This window comes from Variovorax sp. W1I1, assembly GCF_030815625.1.
Lineage (GTDB): Bacteria > Pseudomonadota > Gammaproteobacteria > Burkholderiales > Burkholderiaceae_C > Variovorax > Variovorax paradoxus_C.
Genome location: NZ_JAUSWZ010000001.1, coordinates 4,778,260 through 4,793,224, shown reverse-complemented (window position 1 = coordinate 4,793,224; position 14,965 = coordinate 4,778,260). Strand labels below are relative to the sequence as shown.

Genomic DNA, 14,965 nt, shown 5'->3' with positions numbered 1-14,965 from the left:
GGCTTGCGGCGGCGGCGCGAAACACGTGGCGGGGGGCTGGCGAAAGTACGCTTTATGGCTTGCATTACCCGTTCACGCTTCATGAAAAGCCCTCTGCGAGCCACGATGCGGGGATGCCTCCAACACTCCCAATCCAGGCCGATCGCCTCTGGCAGCGGCTAGAGACCCTCGCCTCGTTCACCCGCCCCGACATTCCCTGGACCCGCCGGGCCTTTTCGCGGGAATTCGAACGTGCAAGAGAGTGGCTGCGCAGCCAGTTCGAGCAGGCCGGGCTCACCGTGTGGACCGACGCGGCCGGCAATCTGACCGGGCGCCGCGAGGGCACCCAGCCCGGGCTGGCGCCGCTGGTCACCGGCTCGCATTGCGACACCGTGGTGGGCGGCGGCCGCTTCGACGGCATCCTGGGCGTACTCGCGGGGCTCGAGGCGGCGCAATCGTTCCATGAGGGTGGCGTCTTGCTGCGCCATCCGCTGGAAGTGATCGATTTCCTGTCCGAAGAACCCAGCGACTACGGCATTTCCTGCGTGGGAAGCCGCGCGTTCGCCGGCACGCTGGACGCGGCCATGCTCGCCTCCCGCAACGAGGCGGGCGAAGGTCTCGCAGAGGCCATGCAACGCATCGGCGCCCGACCCGATGGCTTGGCCGCAGCGGCCCGCGGGCTCGGCGGCATCGCTGCTTTCGTGGAACTGCACATCGAGCAGGGTCCGGTGCTGGAGCGAGAAGGGCTGCCCATCGGGGTGGTCACCGACATCGTGGGCATCCGCCGCGTCGCGTTCACGGTGACCGGGCAACCGGATCACGCCGGCACCACCCCGATGGACATCCGCCGCGACGCCCTCGTCGGTGCAGCGCGGCTGATCGATTCGGTGCACCGCGAGGCCAGTGCCATGGACGGCCGCCCGCACTATGTGGTGGCGACGATCGGCCGGATGTCGATGAGTCCCAACGTGCCCAACGCCGTGCCCGGCCGGGTCGACATGGTGCTCGAGGTGCGAAGCAACGCCCAGGCAGTGCTTGACGACTTTCCCGAGCGCGTGATGGCGCTGTGCCGCGACGACTTCCGGCGGCTGCGGGTCGGCTTGAGCGCCGCACCCCTGACGCAGACGCCGCCCACGCAGTGCGATGACATCGTGATGCGGGCCGTCGCTCAGGCCGCCGATCGCCTGGCACTGCCGCACCGTGCGTTGCCCAGCGGCGCCGGTCACGACGCAATGCACGTCGCGGCCGCGGGCCCGATGGGGATGATCTTCATCCCCTGCCTCGACGGGCGCAGCCACTGCCAGGAAGAGTGGGCGAGCAAGGAGCAGGTGGCCGCCGGCGTTCGGGTACTGGCGGAAACGCTCAGGGTGCTGGACGCACGCTAGTCGCCGCCACTGCTGCGACTTCGAAGGCCTGCCCCGCCGCCACGACGGCGTCGATGACCTGCCGCAAACCCTTGCTTACGGGCTTGTCGTTGCGGGCAACCAGCGCGAGGGTGCGGTGCAGCGGCGGGTGGAGCGGGCGCAGGTCGAGTTCGGGGTGATGCCCCTGGCCCGTGACCGCCATCTTCGGCAGGATCGCCACGCCCAGCCCGGCCGCGACCATCGCCTTGATGGCTTCGACGCTGTCGAACTCCATGACCGGCGGCGAAGCATGCCCGCCGCGCCGCAGCCAATCGTCGACGATGCCCCGCGCGCTGGCTTCGGACACGAACTTCACGAGTGGCAGCGATTGCAGTGTGGCCACCGTCACCTCGGCGGGCCAGTCGATGCTGCCGCGCTGGCAGATGGCCACGAAGTCGTCGCGCAGGATCGGCGTGACCGACAGCGCACGCGAGTTGACCGGCAACGTGACCACTGCGGCATCGAGCGTGTTGTCTTCCACGCGCCGTACGTAGCCCTCGGTGTTGCCCGTGCTCACGATGATGTTGAGCAGCGGAAAGCGTGCGCGCAGATCGCGCAGCGCCGGAGGCAGCAGGTAGAGGCAACTGGTGCCTCCGGTGCCCAGCCGAACGCGACCCGCCACGCCCGCCGAGTGGAAGGTGGCGGCGTTGATCGCGTTGGAAAGCGCCGCCGCCACGTGTGGAAGCTCCGCCATCAGGTCGGAGCCTGCGGGCGTGGGGCCGACGCGTCGGCCGACCCGTTCGATGAGGCGCACCCCGAGGCGTCTCTCGAGTTGCTTGACTTGCACGCTGACCGCCGGCTGAGTCAGGCCGAGTCGTTCGGCCGCGGCTGAAAAACTACCTAATTCGAGCACCAGTGAAAAAGTGTGCAATTGCTCGAAATTAATAGACGAAGCCAAATTGTTTTTTATGAGATGCATAACGATGCACGGCTTCTTTTAAGCATGCGTGAATACAAAAATGATTTGGGGAGGGCAAAGAGCAAAAAACATCGACCGAACGAATTGGATGCCAAGGTTGGCGAGATCCGACGGGAGGTTATATGCCAAGGACCCGCATTTCAAAACAAGCTGCTCAAGGGGAATGGCATGCAGGACCTTATTTCCATCGAGGATCTTTCCAGAGGCGAAATCGAAAACCTGTTTTCGACCGTCGATCATTTGCGGCACACGCCCGACGTCTTCAGGCACGCGCTCGCCGGGCGTGTGGTGTGCACGCTCTTTTTCGAGCCGAGCACGCGGACACGGTTGGGCTTCGAGGCGGCGGCGCATCGCCTGGGCGCGCGCGTGCTGAGCGTGTCCGACATGCGCAACACGCGATTGGAGCGTGGTGAAAGCCTGCTGGACACCACACGCATGGTCGGCTTCTATTGCGACGTGGTGGTTGCGCGCCATGTGGAGGACGGCGTCATGCACCGCATCAAGGAGACGGTGCGCGTGCCGCTCATCAATGCCGGCGAGGGGCAGGTTCGGCATCCGAGCCAGACGTTGATCGATCTATATACGCTGCAGGAACACTTTGGCGCTATTGACAACCTGCATGTGGGCATTGCAGGCGGTATTCGTTATTCGCGCGCGGCGAAATCGCTGATTGCTGGCCTGCGCAAATTCAGCAATATCCGCCTTCACTTGGTGGATGCGGCGCAGGAGATGGACGAAGGCACCGAATTCCCCCGGGAACTCGGTGAATTGAACGGCGTGCCCGCGCTCGAATATTCGTCCATGAAGGAAATGATCGGACATGTCGATGTTGTGTACGTGGTGCGCGTTCAGCAAGAAAAATTCACCGATCCGGCGGCCTACCAGCGCCAGTTGAACAAGTGCCGGCTGCATCGCGCACTGTTGTCTCGCGCGTCGCCGAGCCTGGTCGTCATGCACTGCCTGCCGCGTGCCGACGAGCTCGATACGGACATCGACGACACCCCGCAGAACAAATACTTCCAGCAGGCACGTCACGGCGTGGCCGTGCGAAGCGCCGTACTGCTCCGGTGTCTAGACGCCGACTCGGGAAGGGGCGCGTTCGGCCGAGGCAAGTCGTGGTGATCGGGCTCGTGGTTGTGGCGCTGGGGCTTTTCATCGGCGTGGTGGCGGTCACCATCGGCGGTGGCGCGACGGCGGGCGTGCCGCTGCTGCTGCTCATGGGACATTCGGCGGCGCAGAGCATTGCCACGGTCAAGTTCGCGCTCCTCGGCTCCTTTGTCACCGGGTCGCTGGCGCATCGCGGCGACGCCGCCGCCGCCGAGCGCAAGGCGATGCCGTGGGCGGTCTGGCCGCTGGCTGTCGTGGGGTCGGCGGCGGGCTCGCTGCTGGTGGTCGGCATTGACGACCGTGTCCTCAAGATCGTGGTGGCGCTGCTGATGGTCGTGATTCTCTGGATCACGCACCGGACCGATTTTTCACAACGCCGACGCGATGCGCACGCTCGCCTGCCGTCCGCCCCGGTGGGCGTGGCGATGATCTTCGGGTTGTGCGTGTACTCGGGCTTTTTCGGCGCGGGTTTCGGCACCTTCTTGATCTTTGCGCTGATGCGCTGCTACGGGCTCACGTTTGGCGAAAGCGCATCGGTCATGACACGCATCAACCTGCTGGTGGTCGGTGCATCGGTGACCACGTTCATCTCCAGCGGCGTTGTCGACTTTCGCCTGGGCATCCCCTTGTTCGTCGGCTGTGCGGCGGGTGGATGGCTCGGCGCGTGGGTGGCCCGCGTGACAAATCCGAAGCGCATGAAGGCCGCCTTTCAGGCCTTCACGCTGTTGCTGGGTGCCAAGCTGTTGTGGGAAGCGTGGGCGGCGGGTTAGTAGACCCCGAATGCGCAGTGCGCGATCGGCGGGCCGCTACAACTGGTCGGTCGGCACGAACCACGAAAAAAGCAGCAGTTGAAGCCGGGTCAGCATGCTCGAATCCGGCTCGCTGTCGAGCACTTCGTTGGTGACGTCGCCGGTGCCGACCCATTGCACGTTCTGGCCGTCCGGCTTGAGCACCACGCGGTAGACGCCCTCGATGTCGTCCAGCTGGTAGGCGAAGAGCAGGGCCTGCGTCAGGTCGAAGCTGCGCACGCGCACGCCGAATTCAGTGTTCAGCAGGGCGGAGCGCGGATCCAGGTTCATGGAGCCCAGCAGCACCCATTGGCGGTCGACCAGCGCCAGCTTGGCGTGTAGGCGGCCGCGCGCCTTCTTGAGCAGGTCGCGGAACTGGCCGCTGCGCCTGAGCTGCTGCGTGCTCACCTCATAAAGATTCACGCCCAGCTTGAGCATGTCGACGCGGTAGCGGTTGTAGTTGATGTTGACCAGCGGTTCGTCGCTGTCGGCAAGCGAATTGGTGATGACCGTGATGTTGATCCCGTGCTCGCGTCCCATGCGGATACGCGCCATGCCCTCGTCGCCCGGGATGAAATAGGGCGAGATCACCACCACGTTCGACTGCGCGGTGGCCAGCATTTCATGGAAGCGCTGCGCCAGCGATTCGGTGGGGTGCGCCATGACGCCCAGGGCCTTGTTGGGGCTGTCGGCGGTGGCATGCGCTTCGGCGCGCATCCACTTCGTCTCGTCGATGTTCGCCAGTTGCGCGGCCAGCGGCGGGTCGCCCAGGAGGTCGGTGGCGGGCAGCGGGTCGGGCGGCGGGGCGTAGCGCGGGGAGGTGTCGGCGTCGAAGGCGGACTTCAGTTCGTCGGCCGTGCGGCTGGTGCCGGCGACCCGCTGCAGCGGGTAGACGACGTCGCTGTTCCAGTAGGTGTCGAAAATCGCTGCCGACTCCCGAACCACCGGGCCGGCCATGAGCACTTCGAAGTCGATGAAATTCGCGCTCTCGCTGCGCAGGAAATACTCGTCGGCGAGGTTGCGGCCGCCGGCGATGGCCATGGCGCCGTCGGCCACGAACAACTTGTTGTGCATGCGGTGGTTGAGCCGCCGGAAATCGCCGAAGAACTCCAACCAGCGGCCCGAGGAGTGGTCGCGCAGGTTGACGAAGGGGTTGAACAAGCGGACTTCGGCGTTGGGCTCGGCGGCCAGGCCCAGCAGAAGGCGGTCCATGCCGGCCGTGTAGAAATCGTCGAGCAGCAGGCGCACGCGCACGCCGCGGCGCGCGGCGTTGCGCAGCTCCCGCAGCAGGAGCCGGCCGGTCTTGTCGTTGCCCAGCTGGTAGGTCTGCACGTCGAGCGAAGACTGGGCGCGCCGCATCAGCTCCAGCCGCGCATCGAGGGCGTAGGAGGCCTCGATCAGCGGCCGCAGGCTCGAGAGTCCGTCGGGCGGCGTGTTCAGGCTGATGGCGGCGCGGCCAAGCGCGGTGGCGGGGGAGGCTGCGATGGCCTGGCTCGGCGGTTCGGGCGTGCGCGGCGGGAGCCCGGCGCAACCCGTCAGTGCAAGGGCGATCAGCAGCAGCACCGGTGCGCGCAACGCAGGAATCAGAAAGGCAATGAGCTTGTGCATGAGACCTGCCGGCACGGAGAAATGTGCCCGCGGCATCGTAGCCGCTCTGCCCCGCGCCGAGGATGCAAATGCGCAACGCAACCCCTTTGCCGCGCTTGGGGATTGGACAGATTGAGATTTTCTACCTACTAAAATGAGAATGCTTCTTAATTGACATTTGATAAACACTTGGAGTGAGGCTGGAATGAAGAGGATGTTGGTGCGGCAGAGAGCCGCCTCGGTGCTGGTGGGATGCATGGCTGTTTACATGCAACACCAGGTGTTGGCCCAGACGGGAGCCCAGGGTTCGCTGCCGGAAGTGCGGGTCGATGCGAATGCAGAAGCCGAAACCGCCACGACGCCCGTCATCGGCTATCGCGCGAAAAACGCCGTCACCGCCACCAAGACCGACACGCCACTGTCCGAAACGCCGCAATCCGTCACCGTCGTGACGCGCGACCAGATCGTCGATCAGGGCGCGAACAACCTGCAGGACGCGCTCAACTATGCCGCCGGCGTGCGCTCCGACGCCTACGGCCTCGACTCTCGGACCGACTCCGTGCGCGTGCGCGGCGCCTACCCCGACGTCTATCTCGACGGCCTGCGCCAAGCCTACGGCTACTACACAAGCACCACCCGTACCGACCCCTACACGCTGGAGCGGCTCGAAGTGCTGCGTGGCCCCTCGGGCATGCTGTTCGGCGCGGGCACGGCTGCGGGCGTGGTCAACATGGTCAGCAAGCGGCCGCTGCAGGAAGCGCAGCGCGAAGTGGGCGTGCAGTTCGGCAGCTTCGGCCGCAAGCAGATCCAGGCGGACCTGACCGGGCCGCTCAATGCCGACGGTTCCCTCTCGTACCGGTTGATCGCCTTGCAGCGCAAGTCCGACACCCAGGTCGACTACGTGCCCGACGACCGCAGCCTGATCGCTCCTTCGCTCACCTGGCGGCCCAATGCGGCGACCTCGCTCACGCTGCAAGGCCTGTGGCAAAAGGACAAGAGCGGCAGCAGCTCGCAGTTCTTGCCGTGGGAGGGCACGCTGCTGCCGAACCCCAACGGGCGGCTGCCGGGCAGCCGCTTCATCGGCGAGCCGGGCGACTTCTACAACAGCGAGCGCAAGACCTTCGGCTGGCTGTTCGAGCACAAGTTCAACGACAGCTGGACCGTGCGACAGAACTTCCGCTACGCCCAGAACGAAAACGCCAACCAGTACCACTATGGCGCCGCGTTCAGCGGGTTCGACAGCTGGTCCAGCGATCCGATCTTCAAGCGCGTGCTGGGCCGCTACTTCGACAACCAGTTGACGCTCAACCGCACCCAGACGCTGGACAACCACGTCGAGGGCCATTTCCAGACCGGCGCCCTCAAGCACACGCTGCTGGTGGGCGCGGACTTCGCACGCCAGCGCGAGAACGTCTGGAGCGGCACCAATGTCGACACCATCGACGTCTACGCACCGGTCTATGGCCACCGCGACGTGCCCGACGCCACCGCGCTGCCGCGCACGCGCCAGCGCCAGACGGGCATCTACCTGCAGGACCAGATCAAGCTGGACAACTGGATCTTCGTGGCGGGCCTGCGCCACGACCGGGCTTCCTCCAGCGCCGTCGGCAGCGAAGAGCAGAAGAGCAGCGCCACCACCAAGCGTCTGGGCGTGATGTACGCGTCGCCTTCGGGCTGGTCGCCGTATGTGAGCTACAGCGAGTCATTCACGCCGCAGTCGCCGCGCGAGGGGCGCATCTTCACGCCGTTGCGCGGCGAGCAGTGGGAAGTGGGCCTGAAGTACGAGCCCAAGGGCCGCGCCCTGGCCTTCAGCGCCGCGGTGTATGACCTGCGCGAAAAGAACCAGATCGTCGAGGAGCAGCCGAAGGTGTTCTCGCAGCGCGGCCTCACCAAGACCAAGGGCGTGGAGCTCGAGGCCAAGGGCTCGATCGGTTCCAACCTCGACGTGATCGCGCACTACAACTACACCGATGCCGACGTACAGATCGAAGGGCTGCCCAAGCACCAGGCCAGCGTCTGGGCGAAGTACAGATTCGCCATCGGCGGCGTGAGCGGCTTCTCGGCCGGCGCCGGCGTGCGGGCGATGAGCTCGTTCCGCGACCTCCAGTTCGGCACCGGTCCCCGCATTCCGGGCGTTGTGCTGGCCGACCTGGTGTTCGCCTACGACACCGCGAGCTGGCGCTATGCGCTCAACGTCAACAACGTGACCGACAAGAAGTACTTCTCTACCTGCCTGTCGCGCGGTGACTGCTGGTACGGTTCGCGCCGCAACATCGTCGCGAGCGCCACCTACCGCTTCTAGACTCCGCCTTCAACCCACACAGCCGCAACGACATGAACAGCCGAAAGATCAAGACCTGGGCCTGGGTGCACAAGTGGAGCAGCCTCGTGTGCACGGTGTTCATGCTGCTCCTGTGCGTCACCGGGCTGCCGCTGATCTTTCATCACGAGATCGGGCACCTGCTGGGCACCGAGGTCGAGGCGCCGAAGATGCCGGCCAACACGCCGCGCATCAGCCTGGACAAGGTGCTGGACATCGCCAAGGCGAAGCATCCCGACCGCGTGGTGCAGTTCGCCTCGCAGCCCGAGGACGACGATGGACTGTGGTTCGTCACGCTCACGCCTACCCCCGCGCCTACCGAAGACTTCAAGTCGGTCGCGGTCGACGCGCGCACGGGCGTCGTGCTCGCTCAGCCGAAGTTCGACGAAGGCTTCATGTACGTGATGTTCAAGCTGCACGTCGACCTCTTCGCGGGGCTTCCCGGCAAGCTGTTTTTGGGCTTCATGGGTCTCTTGCTGCTGGTGGCCATTGTCTCGGGCGTGGTGCTGTATTCGCCGTTCATGCGCAAGCTCGACTTTGGCACCGTGCGGCGCGAGAAACGCCCGCGCCTGAAGTGGCTCGACCTGCACAACCTGCTGGGCGTCGTCACGCTGGTGTGGCTGTTCGTGGTGGGCTCCACCGGCATGATCAACACGTGGGCGGACCTGGTCATCAAGTACTGGCAGTACGACCAGCTCAGCACCTTGCTCGCGCCCTACAAGGATCAGCCGACGGTGGCGGTGGCCGAGCGCGGCTCGGTGCAGCGGTCGATGGAAGTGGCCATGCAGCGCGCGCCCGGCACGAAGCTGTCGTTCATCGCCTTCCCCGGCACCGCGTTCTCGAGCCCGCACCATACGACCTTCTTCCTGCGCGGCAACGAGCCCTTCACTTCGAAGCTGCTGCAGCCGGTGCTGGTCGATGCCAAGACCACGGAGGTAACTGCGGCGCCCAAGATGCCGTGGTACCTGACGGCGCTGCTCGTGTCGCAGCCGCTGCACTTCGGCGACTACGGCGGCATGCCGATGCAGATCCTCTGGGCCTTGCTCGACATCGCGACCATCATCGTGCTGGGCAGCGGGCTCTACCTGTGGCTCAAGCGCGGCAAGGCAGTGCCTGCGAAGACGCCTTCGGCTTCGCCCGCTTCGGAGCGCGCGCCGCCCACTGCATCGGGCGCGCAGCCCGACCCGGCACCGGCCATGAAGGTGCAGGCATGACGACGCACCACAAGACGCCGCACCAGTCGTTTTGGCGCATGTGGGGATGGCCGATCGTGCTCGGTGTGCTGACGACCATCGGTCTCATCTCCGCGCTCTTCAGCGACGGCGGGTTCGGCGACATGCTGGCCTGGGTCGCACTCGGCATTCCGGTCGTCGTGTGCGCTTGGTACGGCTGGCGCCGCGCGCCGGCGGACTGATTCCGCGGGTTCCGTTGCCCGGCGCCGGTCGGGTTCCCGATAGGCAGGGCGCTCGCCGCACCGACGCAGAATCGGTGCAATGACCGCTGCATTCGCCACCACCTTTCGCCTGTTGATCCTGGGCGTTCCCTTCGCCGCACATGCCCAGCAGCAGGAGCTTCCAGCCGAAACGGCGAAGGGCCAGTTGCGGGAGGTCACCGTCTCCACGCCGCGCGGAGAGGTGGCACCTTTCAACGTCCCCGGCTCGGTCGACCGCATTGACGGTGCAGAGATGCGCGACAGCCGCCTGCAGGTCAATCTCTCCGAAAGCCTCGGCGCCGTGCCGGGGCTGCAGGTGCAGAACCGGCTGAACTACGCGCAGGACCTGCAGCTGTCGATCCGCGGCTTCGGCGCGCGCTCGACCTTCGGCGTGCGCGGCGTGCGGCTCTACGTCGACGGCATTCCGGCCACGCTGCCCGATGGGCAGGGGCAGACGTCGAACATCGACATTGGCTCCGTTGATCGTGTGGAGGTGTTGCGCGGGCCGTTCTCGGCGCTCTATGGCAACTCATCGGGCGGCGTGGTGCAGGCCTTCACCGCATCGGGCGAAGGTGCGCCGCGCCTTTCGTATGCCGTGGCCGGCGGCAGCTTCGGCACGTGGCGGCAGTCGATGCAGATCAGCGGCTCGCAGGGCGCCGTCGACTACCTGCTGGGCGCGAGCCGCTTCCACACCGACGGCTGGCGCGAGCACAGTGCCGCGCGGCGCGACATCGCCAACGGCAAGTTGGGCATTGCGCTGGACAACGGCGACAAGCTCACGCTCGTGCTCAACAGCGTGCGCATCGACGCGCAGGACCCGCTGGGCCTGACCGCCGACCAGTACGCGCGAGCGCCCCGTAGCGCGCCGCTCGCGACGCAATACGACACGCGCAAGACGGTCGAACAGACGCAACTCGGCCTGCTCTACGAGCGGCGCATCGACGCGACGCAGGGGCTGCGCTTCATGGTCTACGGCGGCGAGCGCAAGACCACGCAGTACCAGTCGATCCCGCCCTCGGCGCAGCAGAACCCGCTGCATGCGGGCGGCGTGATCGATCTCTCGCGGCAGTACGGCGGCGTCGATGTGCGCTGGACCGCCGCGCTGCAACTCGCCGACCGGCCGCTCGATGTGGTGGCGGGGCTCGGTTACGACAGCCTGCGCGAACGCCGCCGCGGCTACGAGAACTACCTCGGCAGCGTCGTGAACCCGCTGCTGGGCGTGCAGGGGCGCCTGCGCCGCAGCGAGCGCAACGAGGTCTGGAACCTCGACCCCTACGCGCAGGCCACCTGGCGCTTGACCGAGCGCTGGACGCTCGAGGCCGGCGTGCGCCGCAGCAGCGTGCACTTCGCATCGAACGATCGCTACATCGTGGGCGCGAACCGCGACGACAGCGGCACCGCGCGCTACAGCAAGACGCTGCCGGTGGCGTCGCTCCGCTACCAGGCAACGCCGGACCTCGCGCTCTACGGCTCCATCGGCCGCGGGTTCGAGACGCCGACGCTCAACGAACTCTCGTACCGCTCGGGCGGCGCAAGCGGCCTCAACTTCGCGCTGCGGCCATCGGTGAACGACAGCATCGAGCTGGGCGCGAAGGCGCGGCTCGCTGGCGGGCTGCTGACAGCGGCGCTGTTCCAGACCCGCACGCGCGACGAGATCGTGACCGACGCCAACGTCGGCGGCCGCGCGACCTTCCAGAACGCAGGGCGCACACGGCGCAACGGCTTCGAACTCGGCTGGCAGCACGAGACGTTGAACCACTGGCGCACGCAGTTGGCCTATACGTGGCTCGATGCGACGTACCGCGATGCCTTCTGCTCGCCGTCACCCTGTGCGGCAGCCAACACGGTGGCGGGCGGCAACCGCATTCCGGGCATCGCTCGGCAGTCGCTGTTCGCATCGCTGGGCTGGGTGCCGCCCGAGGGTTGGCGCGCCGGTGTCGAGATGCGCGCGCTCGGGCGTATCCAGGCGAACGACGTCAACACCGCGAGCGCGCCGGGCTATGCCGTCGCGGCGCTGTACGCGGGCTATCTGAAGAAATGGGAGCGCTGGGAGTTCAACGCCTTCGCGCGTGTCGACAACCTGTTCGACCGGCGCTACGTGGGCTCGGTCATCGTCAACGAGGGCAATGCGCGCTATTACGAGCCCGCGCCGGGCCGTAACTGGACGGTGGGTCTGAGCGGTGCGTACCGCTTCTGACGACCCACCGTCTTTTTCTACTTACTTGAGGCCGGCTGCCGCGCGCAGTGCGGGCGCTTGCGTCGTCGCTTCCCAGGTGAACTCGGGCTCTTCGCGGCCGAAGTGGCCGTAGGCGGCGGTCTTCTGGTAGATCGGGCGCAGCAGGTCGAGCATCTGGATGATGCCCTTCGGGCGCAGGTCGAAATGCTCGCGCACGAGTTCGGCGATCTTCTCGTCCGAGATCACGCCCGTGCCTTCGGTGTAGACCGTGATGTTCATTGGCTGCGCCACGCCGATCGCGTACGCGACCTGGATCTGGCACTGGCGCGCAAGGCCCGCGGCCACGATGTTCTTGGCCACGTAGCGCGCGGCATAGGCGGCCGAGCGGTCGACCTTCGACGGGTCCTTGCCCGAGAACGCGCCGCCGCCGTGCGGGCAGGCGCCGCCGTAGGTGTCGACGATGATCTTGCGGCCGGTGAGGCCGCAGTCACCCTGCGGGCCGCCGATGACGAAGCGGCCGGTCGGGTTGATCAGGTAGCGCGTGTTCTGCAGCCATTCCTTCGGCAGCACGGGCTTGATGATCTCTTCGATGATGGCTTCGTTGAACGAGGCCTTCATCTTGGTCGAGGTCTCGCTCTGGTCGGGGCTGTGCTGCGTGGAGAGCACCACGGTGTCGATGCTGTGGGGCTTGCCGTCCACGTAGCGCATCGTGACCTGGCTCTTGGCGTCGGGACGGAGGAATGGCAGGCGGCCGTCCTTGCGCAGCTGGGCCTGGCGCTCCACGAGGCGGTGCGCGTAGTAGATCGGCGCGGGCATCAGCTCGGGCGTTTCGTCGCAGGCGTAGCCGAACATCAGGCCCTGGTCGCCGGCACCGGTGTTCAGGTGGTCGTCGGAGGCGTGGTCCACGCCCTGGGCGATGTCGTTGGACTGCTTGTCGTAGCAGACCATCACCGCGCAGCCCTTGTAGTCGATGCCGTACTCGGTGTTGTCGTAGCCGATGCGCTTGATGGTGTCGCGCGCGACCTGGATGTAGTCGACGTGCGCGTTGGTGGTGATTTCGCCGGCGAGCACCACGAGGCCGGTGTTGGTCAGCGTCTCGGCGGCCACGCGGCTGCGGGGGTCCTGCTCGAAGATCGCGTCCAGGATGGCGTCCGAGATCTGGTCAGCAACCTTGTCGGGGTGGCCTTCGGAGACGGATTCGGAAGTGAAGAGGAAGTCGTTCGCCATTTTTCAAAGCTCCTTGAAGTTGATTGGCGCGTTGCCAACTCTGCGGAGCCCTGGCGAACGCTTTAGCAGATGCCGGGGAATCGGCGGAACACAATCGCTTTGCGCTTGTGGTTTGTCGCCCTGCAAGTTGTTCCGTAACTCGGCGACAATTTGCATTCTATTAGAGCCGCGCAATACCATGCGCGCGCGTCCGTTTTTTGACTCCCTTTCCCGTTCAATGATCACCCTGTTTCGCCTGCTCGCCCGCGTGCCGATGCCGTTGATGCATCGCCTGGGCGCCATGCTGGGCTGGCTGGTCTGGTTCTCTGCGCCGGACTACCGACGCCGATTCAAGGCCAATGCCGAAAGCGCGGGCTTCTCGCCCGATCAATACCGTCCCGCCATCGCCGCCGCCGGTCACATGGCGTCCGAGCTGCCCTGGTTGTGGCTGCGGCCGCAAGGGGAAAGCGTGCTGCCCCGCGTCGTGCGCTGGGAAGGCGTCGAGGCCTTCGAGGCCGCCATGCGGGCGAAGAAGGGCGTGATCCTGGTCGCGCCGCACCTGGGCAGCTGGGAGATGTGTGGCCAAGCCATCGGCGAGCGCTTCTTCGAGGCCTTCGGGCCGATCACCGCGCTGTTCCGCCCCGCGCGCAAGAAGTGGATGGCCGACCTGATCGCCGCGGGTTCGCGCGACCGGCCCGGCCTGCAGACGCTGCCGACCAACAACACCGGCGTGCGCGGCCTGATCCGCACGCTGCGCAGCGGCGGCTACACCGGCATCCTGCCCGACCAGGTGCCGCCGATGGGGCAGGGCGTGTGGGTGCCATTCCTCGGTCGGCCCGCTTACACCATGACCTTGCTCCCGCGCCTCGCGCAGCAGACCGGTGCGGCGTGTTTTCTCAGCGTGTGCGAGCGGCTGCCGCGTGGCGCGGGCTACGTGATCCGCTTCGAGCCCATCGTGGGGACGGCGCTGACCGACCCGAACGCCACCGTCGAAGAAGCGGCCGCAGCAATGAACGACGGCATCGGCCGCCTGATCCGCAGCCTGCCCGGCCAGTACGTCTGGGACTACGCGCGCTACAAGGAGCCGCGCGCCGACCGGGCCGTCGCGGCCGTCGCCGGGGAGCAGACGCCATGAGCCTCAGCTCCCGACTGGGTATCGGCTTCATGCGGGTGCTCGCACCGCTGCCCCTGCCGCTCGTGCGCGGCTTCAGCAAGATCCTCGGCCGCGTGCTGCACACCATCGCCGTGCCGCGGCGGCGCGTGGTCGACCGAAATCTCGCGCTTTGCTTCCCCGAAAAATCCGAGGCCGAGCGCCGAGCCATCGCACGCGAGACCTTCGTCTTCGTCGCGCAGTCATGGCTGGACCGCAGCTGGCTCTGGCATGCGCCCGAGAAGGTGGTGGCGAGCCGGCTCAAGATCGTGGGCTCCGAGTCCGAGATCCGCGAGATCGCCGAGGGCGATGTGCCGATGATCCTGTTCGCGCCGCACTTCTACGGCCTCGATGCCGCGGCCACCGCGCTCACCATGCACACGGCGCGTCCGTCGGCCACGATCTACACAACCCAGCGCGATCCGATGGTCGATGCCTGGATCCGCGAAGGCCGCACGCGCTTCGGCGATGTGGCGGCGCTGAACCGGGTGGACGGCATCAAGCCGGTGCTCTCGGGCCTGCGCAAGGGCGGCCTGCTGTACCTGCTGCCCGACATGGACTTCGGCCGCGACCAGACGATCTTCGTGCCGTTCTATGGCGTGCAAGCCGCGACCGTGCCTTCGCTCTCGCGCTTCGCGCGCCTGGGCAAGGCCAAGGTGGTGCCGGTGGTGGCGAAGCTCACGCCCGGCGGCTACGAGATCGAAGTGAAGTCGGCGTGGCAGAACTTCCCCACCGACGACGTCGAGGCTGACACGGCCCTCATGAACGAGCGGCTGCAGGGCTACATCGACACGATGCCGTCGCAGTACTACTGGGTGCATCGCCGCTTCAAGACCCGCCCTGACGGCGAGCCGAAAATCTACTGAAGGCCAATCCGTTCACGCTGAGCTTGTCGAAG

12 protein-coding genes are annotated in these 14,965 nt (G+C 66.5%); 9 read left to right on the top strand and 3 right to left on the bottom strand.

The features are described 5' to 3' along the window. The first annotated feature begins 113 nt into the window (after window positions 1-113). A complete protein-coding gene (locus QFZ83_RS22525) occupies window positions 114-1,364 on the top strand; it encodes a Zn-dependent hydrolase (protein ID WP_307510215.1) in 1,251 nt (416 codons plus the stop codon). Here the strand turns inward: QFZ83_RS22525 and QFZ83_RS22520 are convergent. Next, the gene (locus QFZ83_RS22520) at window positions 1,342-2,301 is read right to left on the bottom strand and encodes a LysR family transcriptional regulator (RefSeq protein ID WP_307510213.1); all 960 of its coding nucleotides are present in this window, start codon (window positions 2,299-2,301) and stop codon (window positions 1,342-1,344) included. The two genes, QFZ83_RS22525 and QFZ83_RS22520, sit on opposite strands and share 23 nt — an antisense overlap. Between QFZ83_RS22520 and pyrB the strand changes: the two genes are divergently transcribed. Together pyrB and QFZ83_RS22510 are read left to right on the top strand one after the other, a co-directional pair. Further along, window positions 2,248-3,423, top strand: coding sequence for an aspartate carbamoyltransferase (gene pyrB, locus QFZ83_RS22515; RefSeq protein WP_307510211.1), 1,176 nt, complete (start codon window positions 2,248-2,250; stop codon window positions 3,421-3,423). The genes QFZ83_RS22520 and pyrB overlap by 54 nt on opposite strands. Next, the gene (locus QFZ83_RS22510; RefSeq protein ID WP_307510209.1) at window positions 3,417-4,178 is read left to right on the top strand and encodes a sulfite exporter TauE/SafE family protein; all 762 of its coding nucleotides are present in this window, start codon (window positions 3,417-3,419) and stop codon (window positions 4,176-4,178) included. The genes pyrB and QFZ83_RS22510 overlap by 7 nt, the downstream gene beginning before the upstream one ends. Before the next feature lie 36 nt (window positions 4,179-4,214). On the opposite strand, the gene QFZ83_RS22505 is transcribed toward QFZ83_RS22510, so the two are convergent. Then, window positions 4,215-5,804 carry a phospholipase D family protein gene (locus QFZ83_RS22505; protein ID WP_307510207.1) on the bottom strand — a complete coding sequence of 530 codons (1,590 nt, stop codon included), beginning with the start codon at window positions 5,802-5,804 and terminating at the stop codon, window positions 4,215-4,217. A 235-nt stretch (window positions 5,805-6,039) separates the two neighbouring features. On the opposite strand from QFZ83_RS22505, the gene QFZ83_RS22500 reads away from it, so the two are divergent. The 4 genes from QFZ83_RS22500 to QFZ83_RS22485 all read left to right on the top strand — a co-directional run bounded on the left by QFZ83_RS22500 (window position 6,040) and on the right by QFZ83_RS22485 (window position 11,732). After that, on the top strand, window positions 6,040-8,085 hold the full coding sequence (locus QFZ83_RS22500; protein ID WP_373424161.1) for a TonB-dependent siderophore receptor: 2,046 nt from the start codon (window positions 6,040-6,042) through the stop codon (window positions 8,083-8,085). A 32-nt stretch (window positions 8,086-8,117) separates the two neighbouring features. Continuing rightward, on the top strand, window positions 8,118-9,317 hold the full coding sequence (locus QFZ83_RS22495) for a PepSY domain-containing protein (RefSeq protein WP_307510203.1): 1,200 nt from the start codon (window positions 8,118-8,120) through the stop codon (window positions 9,315-9,317). Next, a complete protein-coding gene (locus QFZ83_RS22490; RefSeq protein ID WP_013539671.1) occupies window positions 9,314-9,517 on the top strand; it encodes a hypothetical protein in 204 nt (67 codons plus the stop codon). The genes QFZ83_RS22495 and QFZ83_RS22490 overlap by 4 nt, the downstream gene beginning before the upstream one ends. A 79-nt stretch (window positions 9,518-9,596) precedes the next feature. Continuing rightward, the gene (locus tag QFZ83_RS22485; protein WP_307510202.1) at window positions 9,597-11,732 is read left to right on the top strand and encodes a TonB-dependent receptor; all 2,136 of its coding nucleotides are present in this window, start codon (window positions 9,597-9,599) and stop codon (window positions 11,730-11,732) included. A gap of 21 nt (window positions 11,733-11,753) precedes the next feature. Here QFZ83_RS22485 and metK read toward each other — a convergent pair whose 3' ends face one another. Further along, window positions 11,754-12,938: a methionine adenosyltransferase gene (gene metK / locus QFZ83_RS22480; RefSeq protein WP_013539673.1), complete on the bottom strand. Its 1,185-nt coding sequence runs from the start codon at window positions 12,936-12,938 to the stop codon at window positions 11,754-11,756. A 217-nt stretch (window positions 12,939-13,155) separates the two neighbouring features. Here metK and QFZ83_RS22475 point away from each other — a divergent pair, with 217 nt between their 5' ends. After that, on the top strand, window positions 13,156-14,052 hold the full coding sequence (locus QFZ83_RS22475; RefSeq protein ID WP_307510200.1) for a lysophospholipid acyltransferase family protein: 897 nt from the start codon (window positions 13,156-13,158) through the stop codon (window positions 14,050-14,052). Next, window positions 14,049-14,933 (top strand): lipid A biosynthesis acyltransferase, encoded by an 885-nt coding sequence (locus tag QFZ83_RS22470; RefSeq protein WP_307510198.1) that lies wholly within the window; start codon window positions 14,049-14,051, stop codon window positions 14,931-14,933. The genes QFZ83_RS22475 and QFZ83_RS22470 overlap by 4 nt, the downstream gene beginning before the upstream one ends. Window positions 14,934-14,965 lie beyond the last annotated feature (32 nt).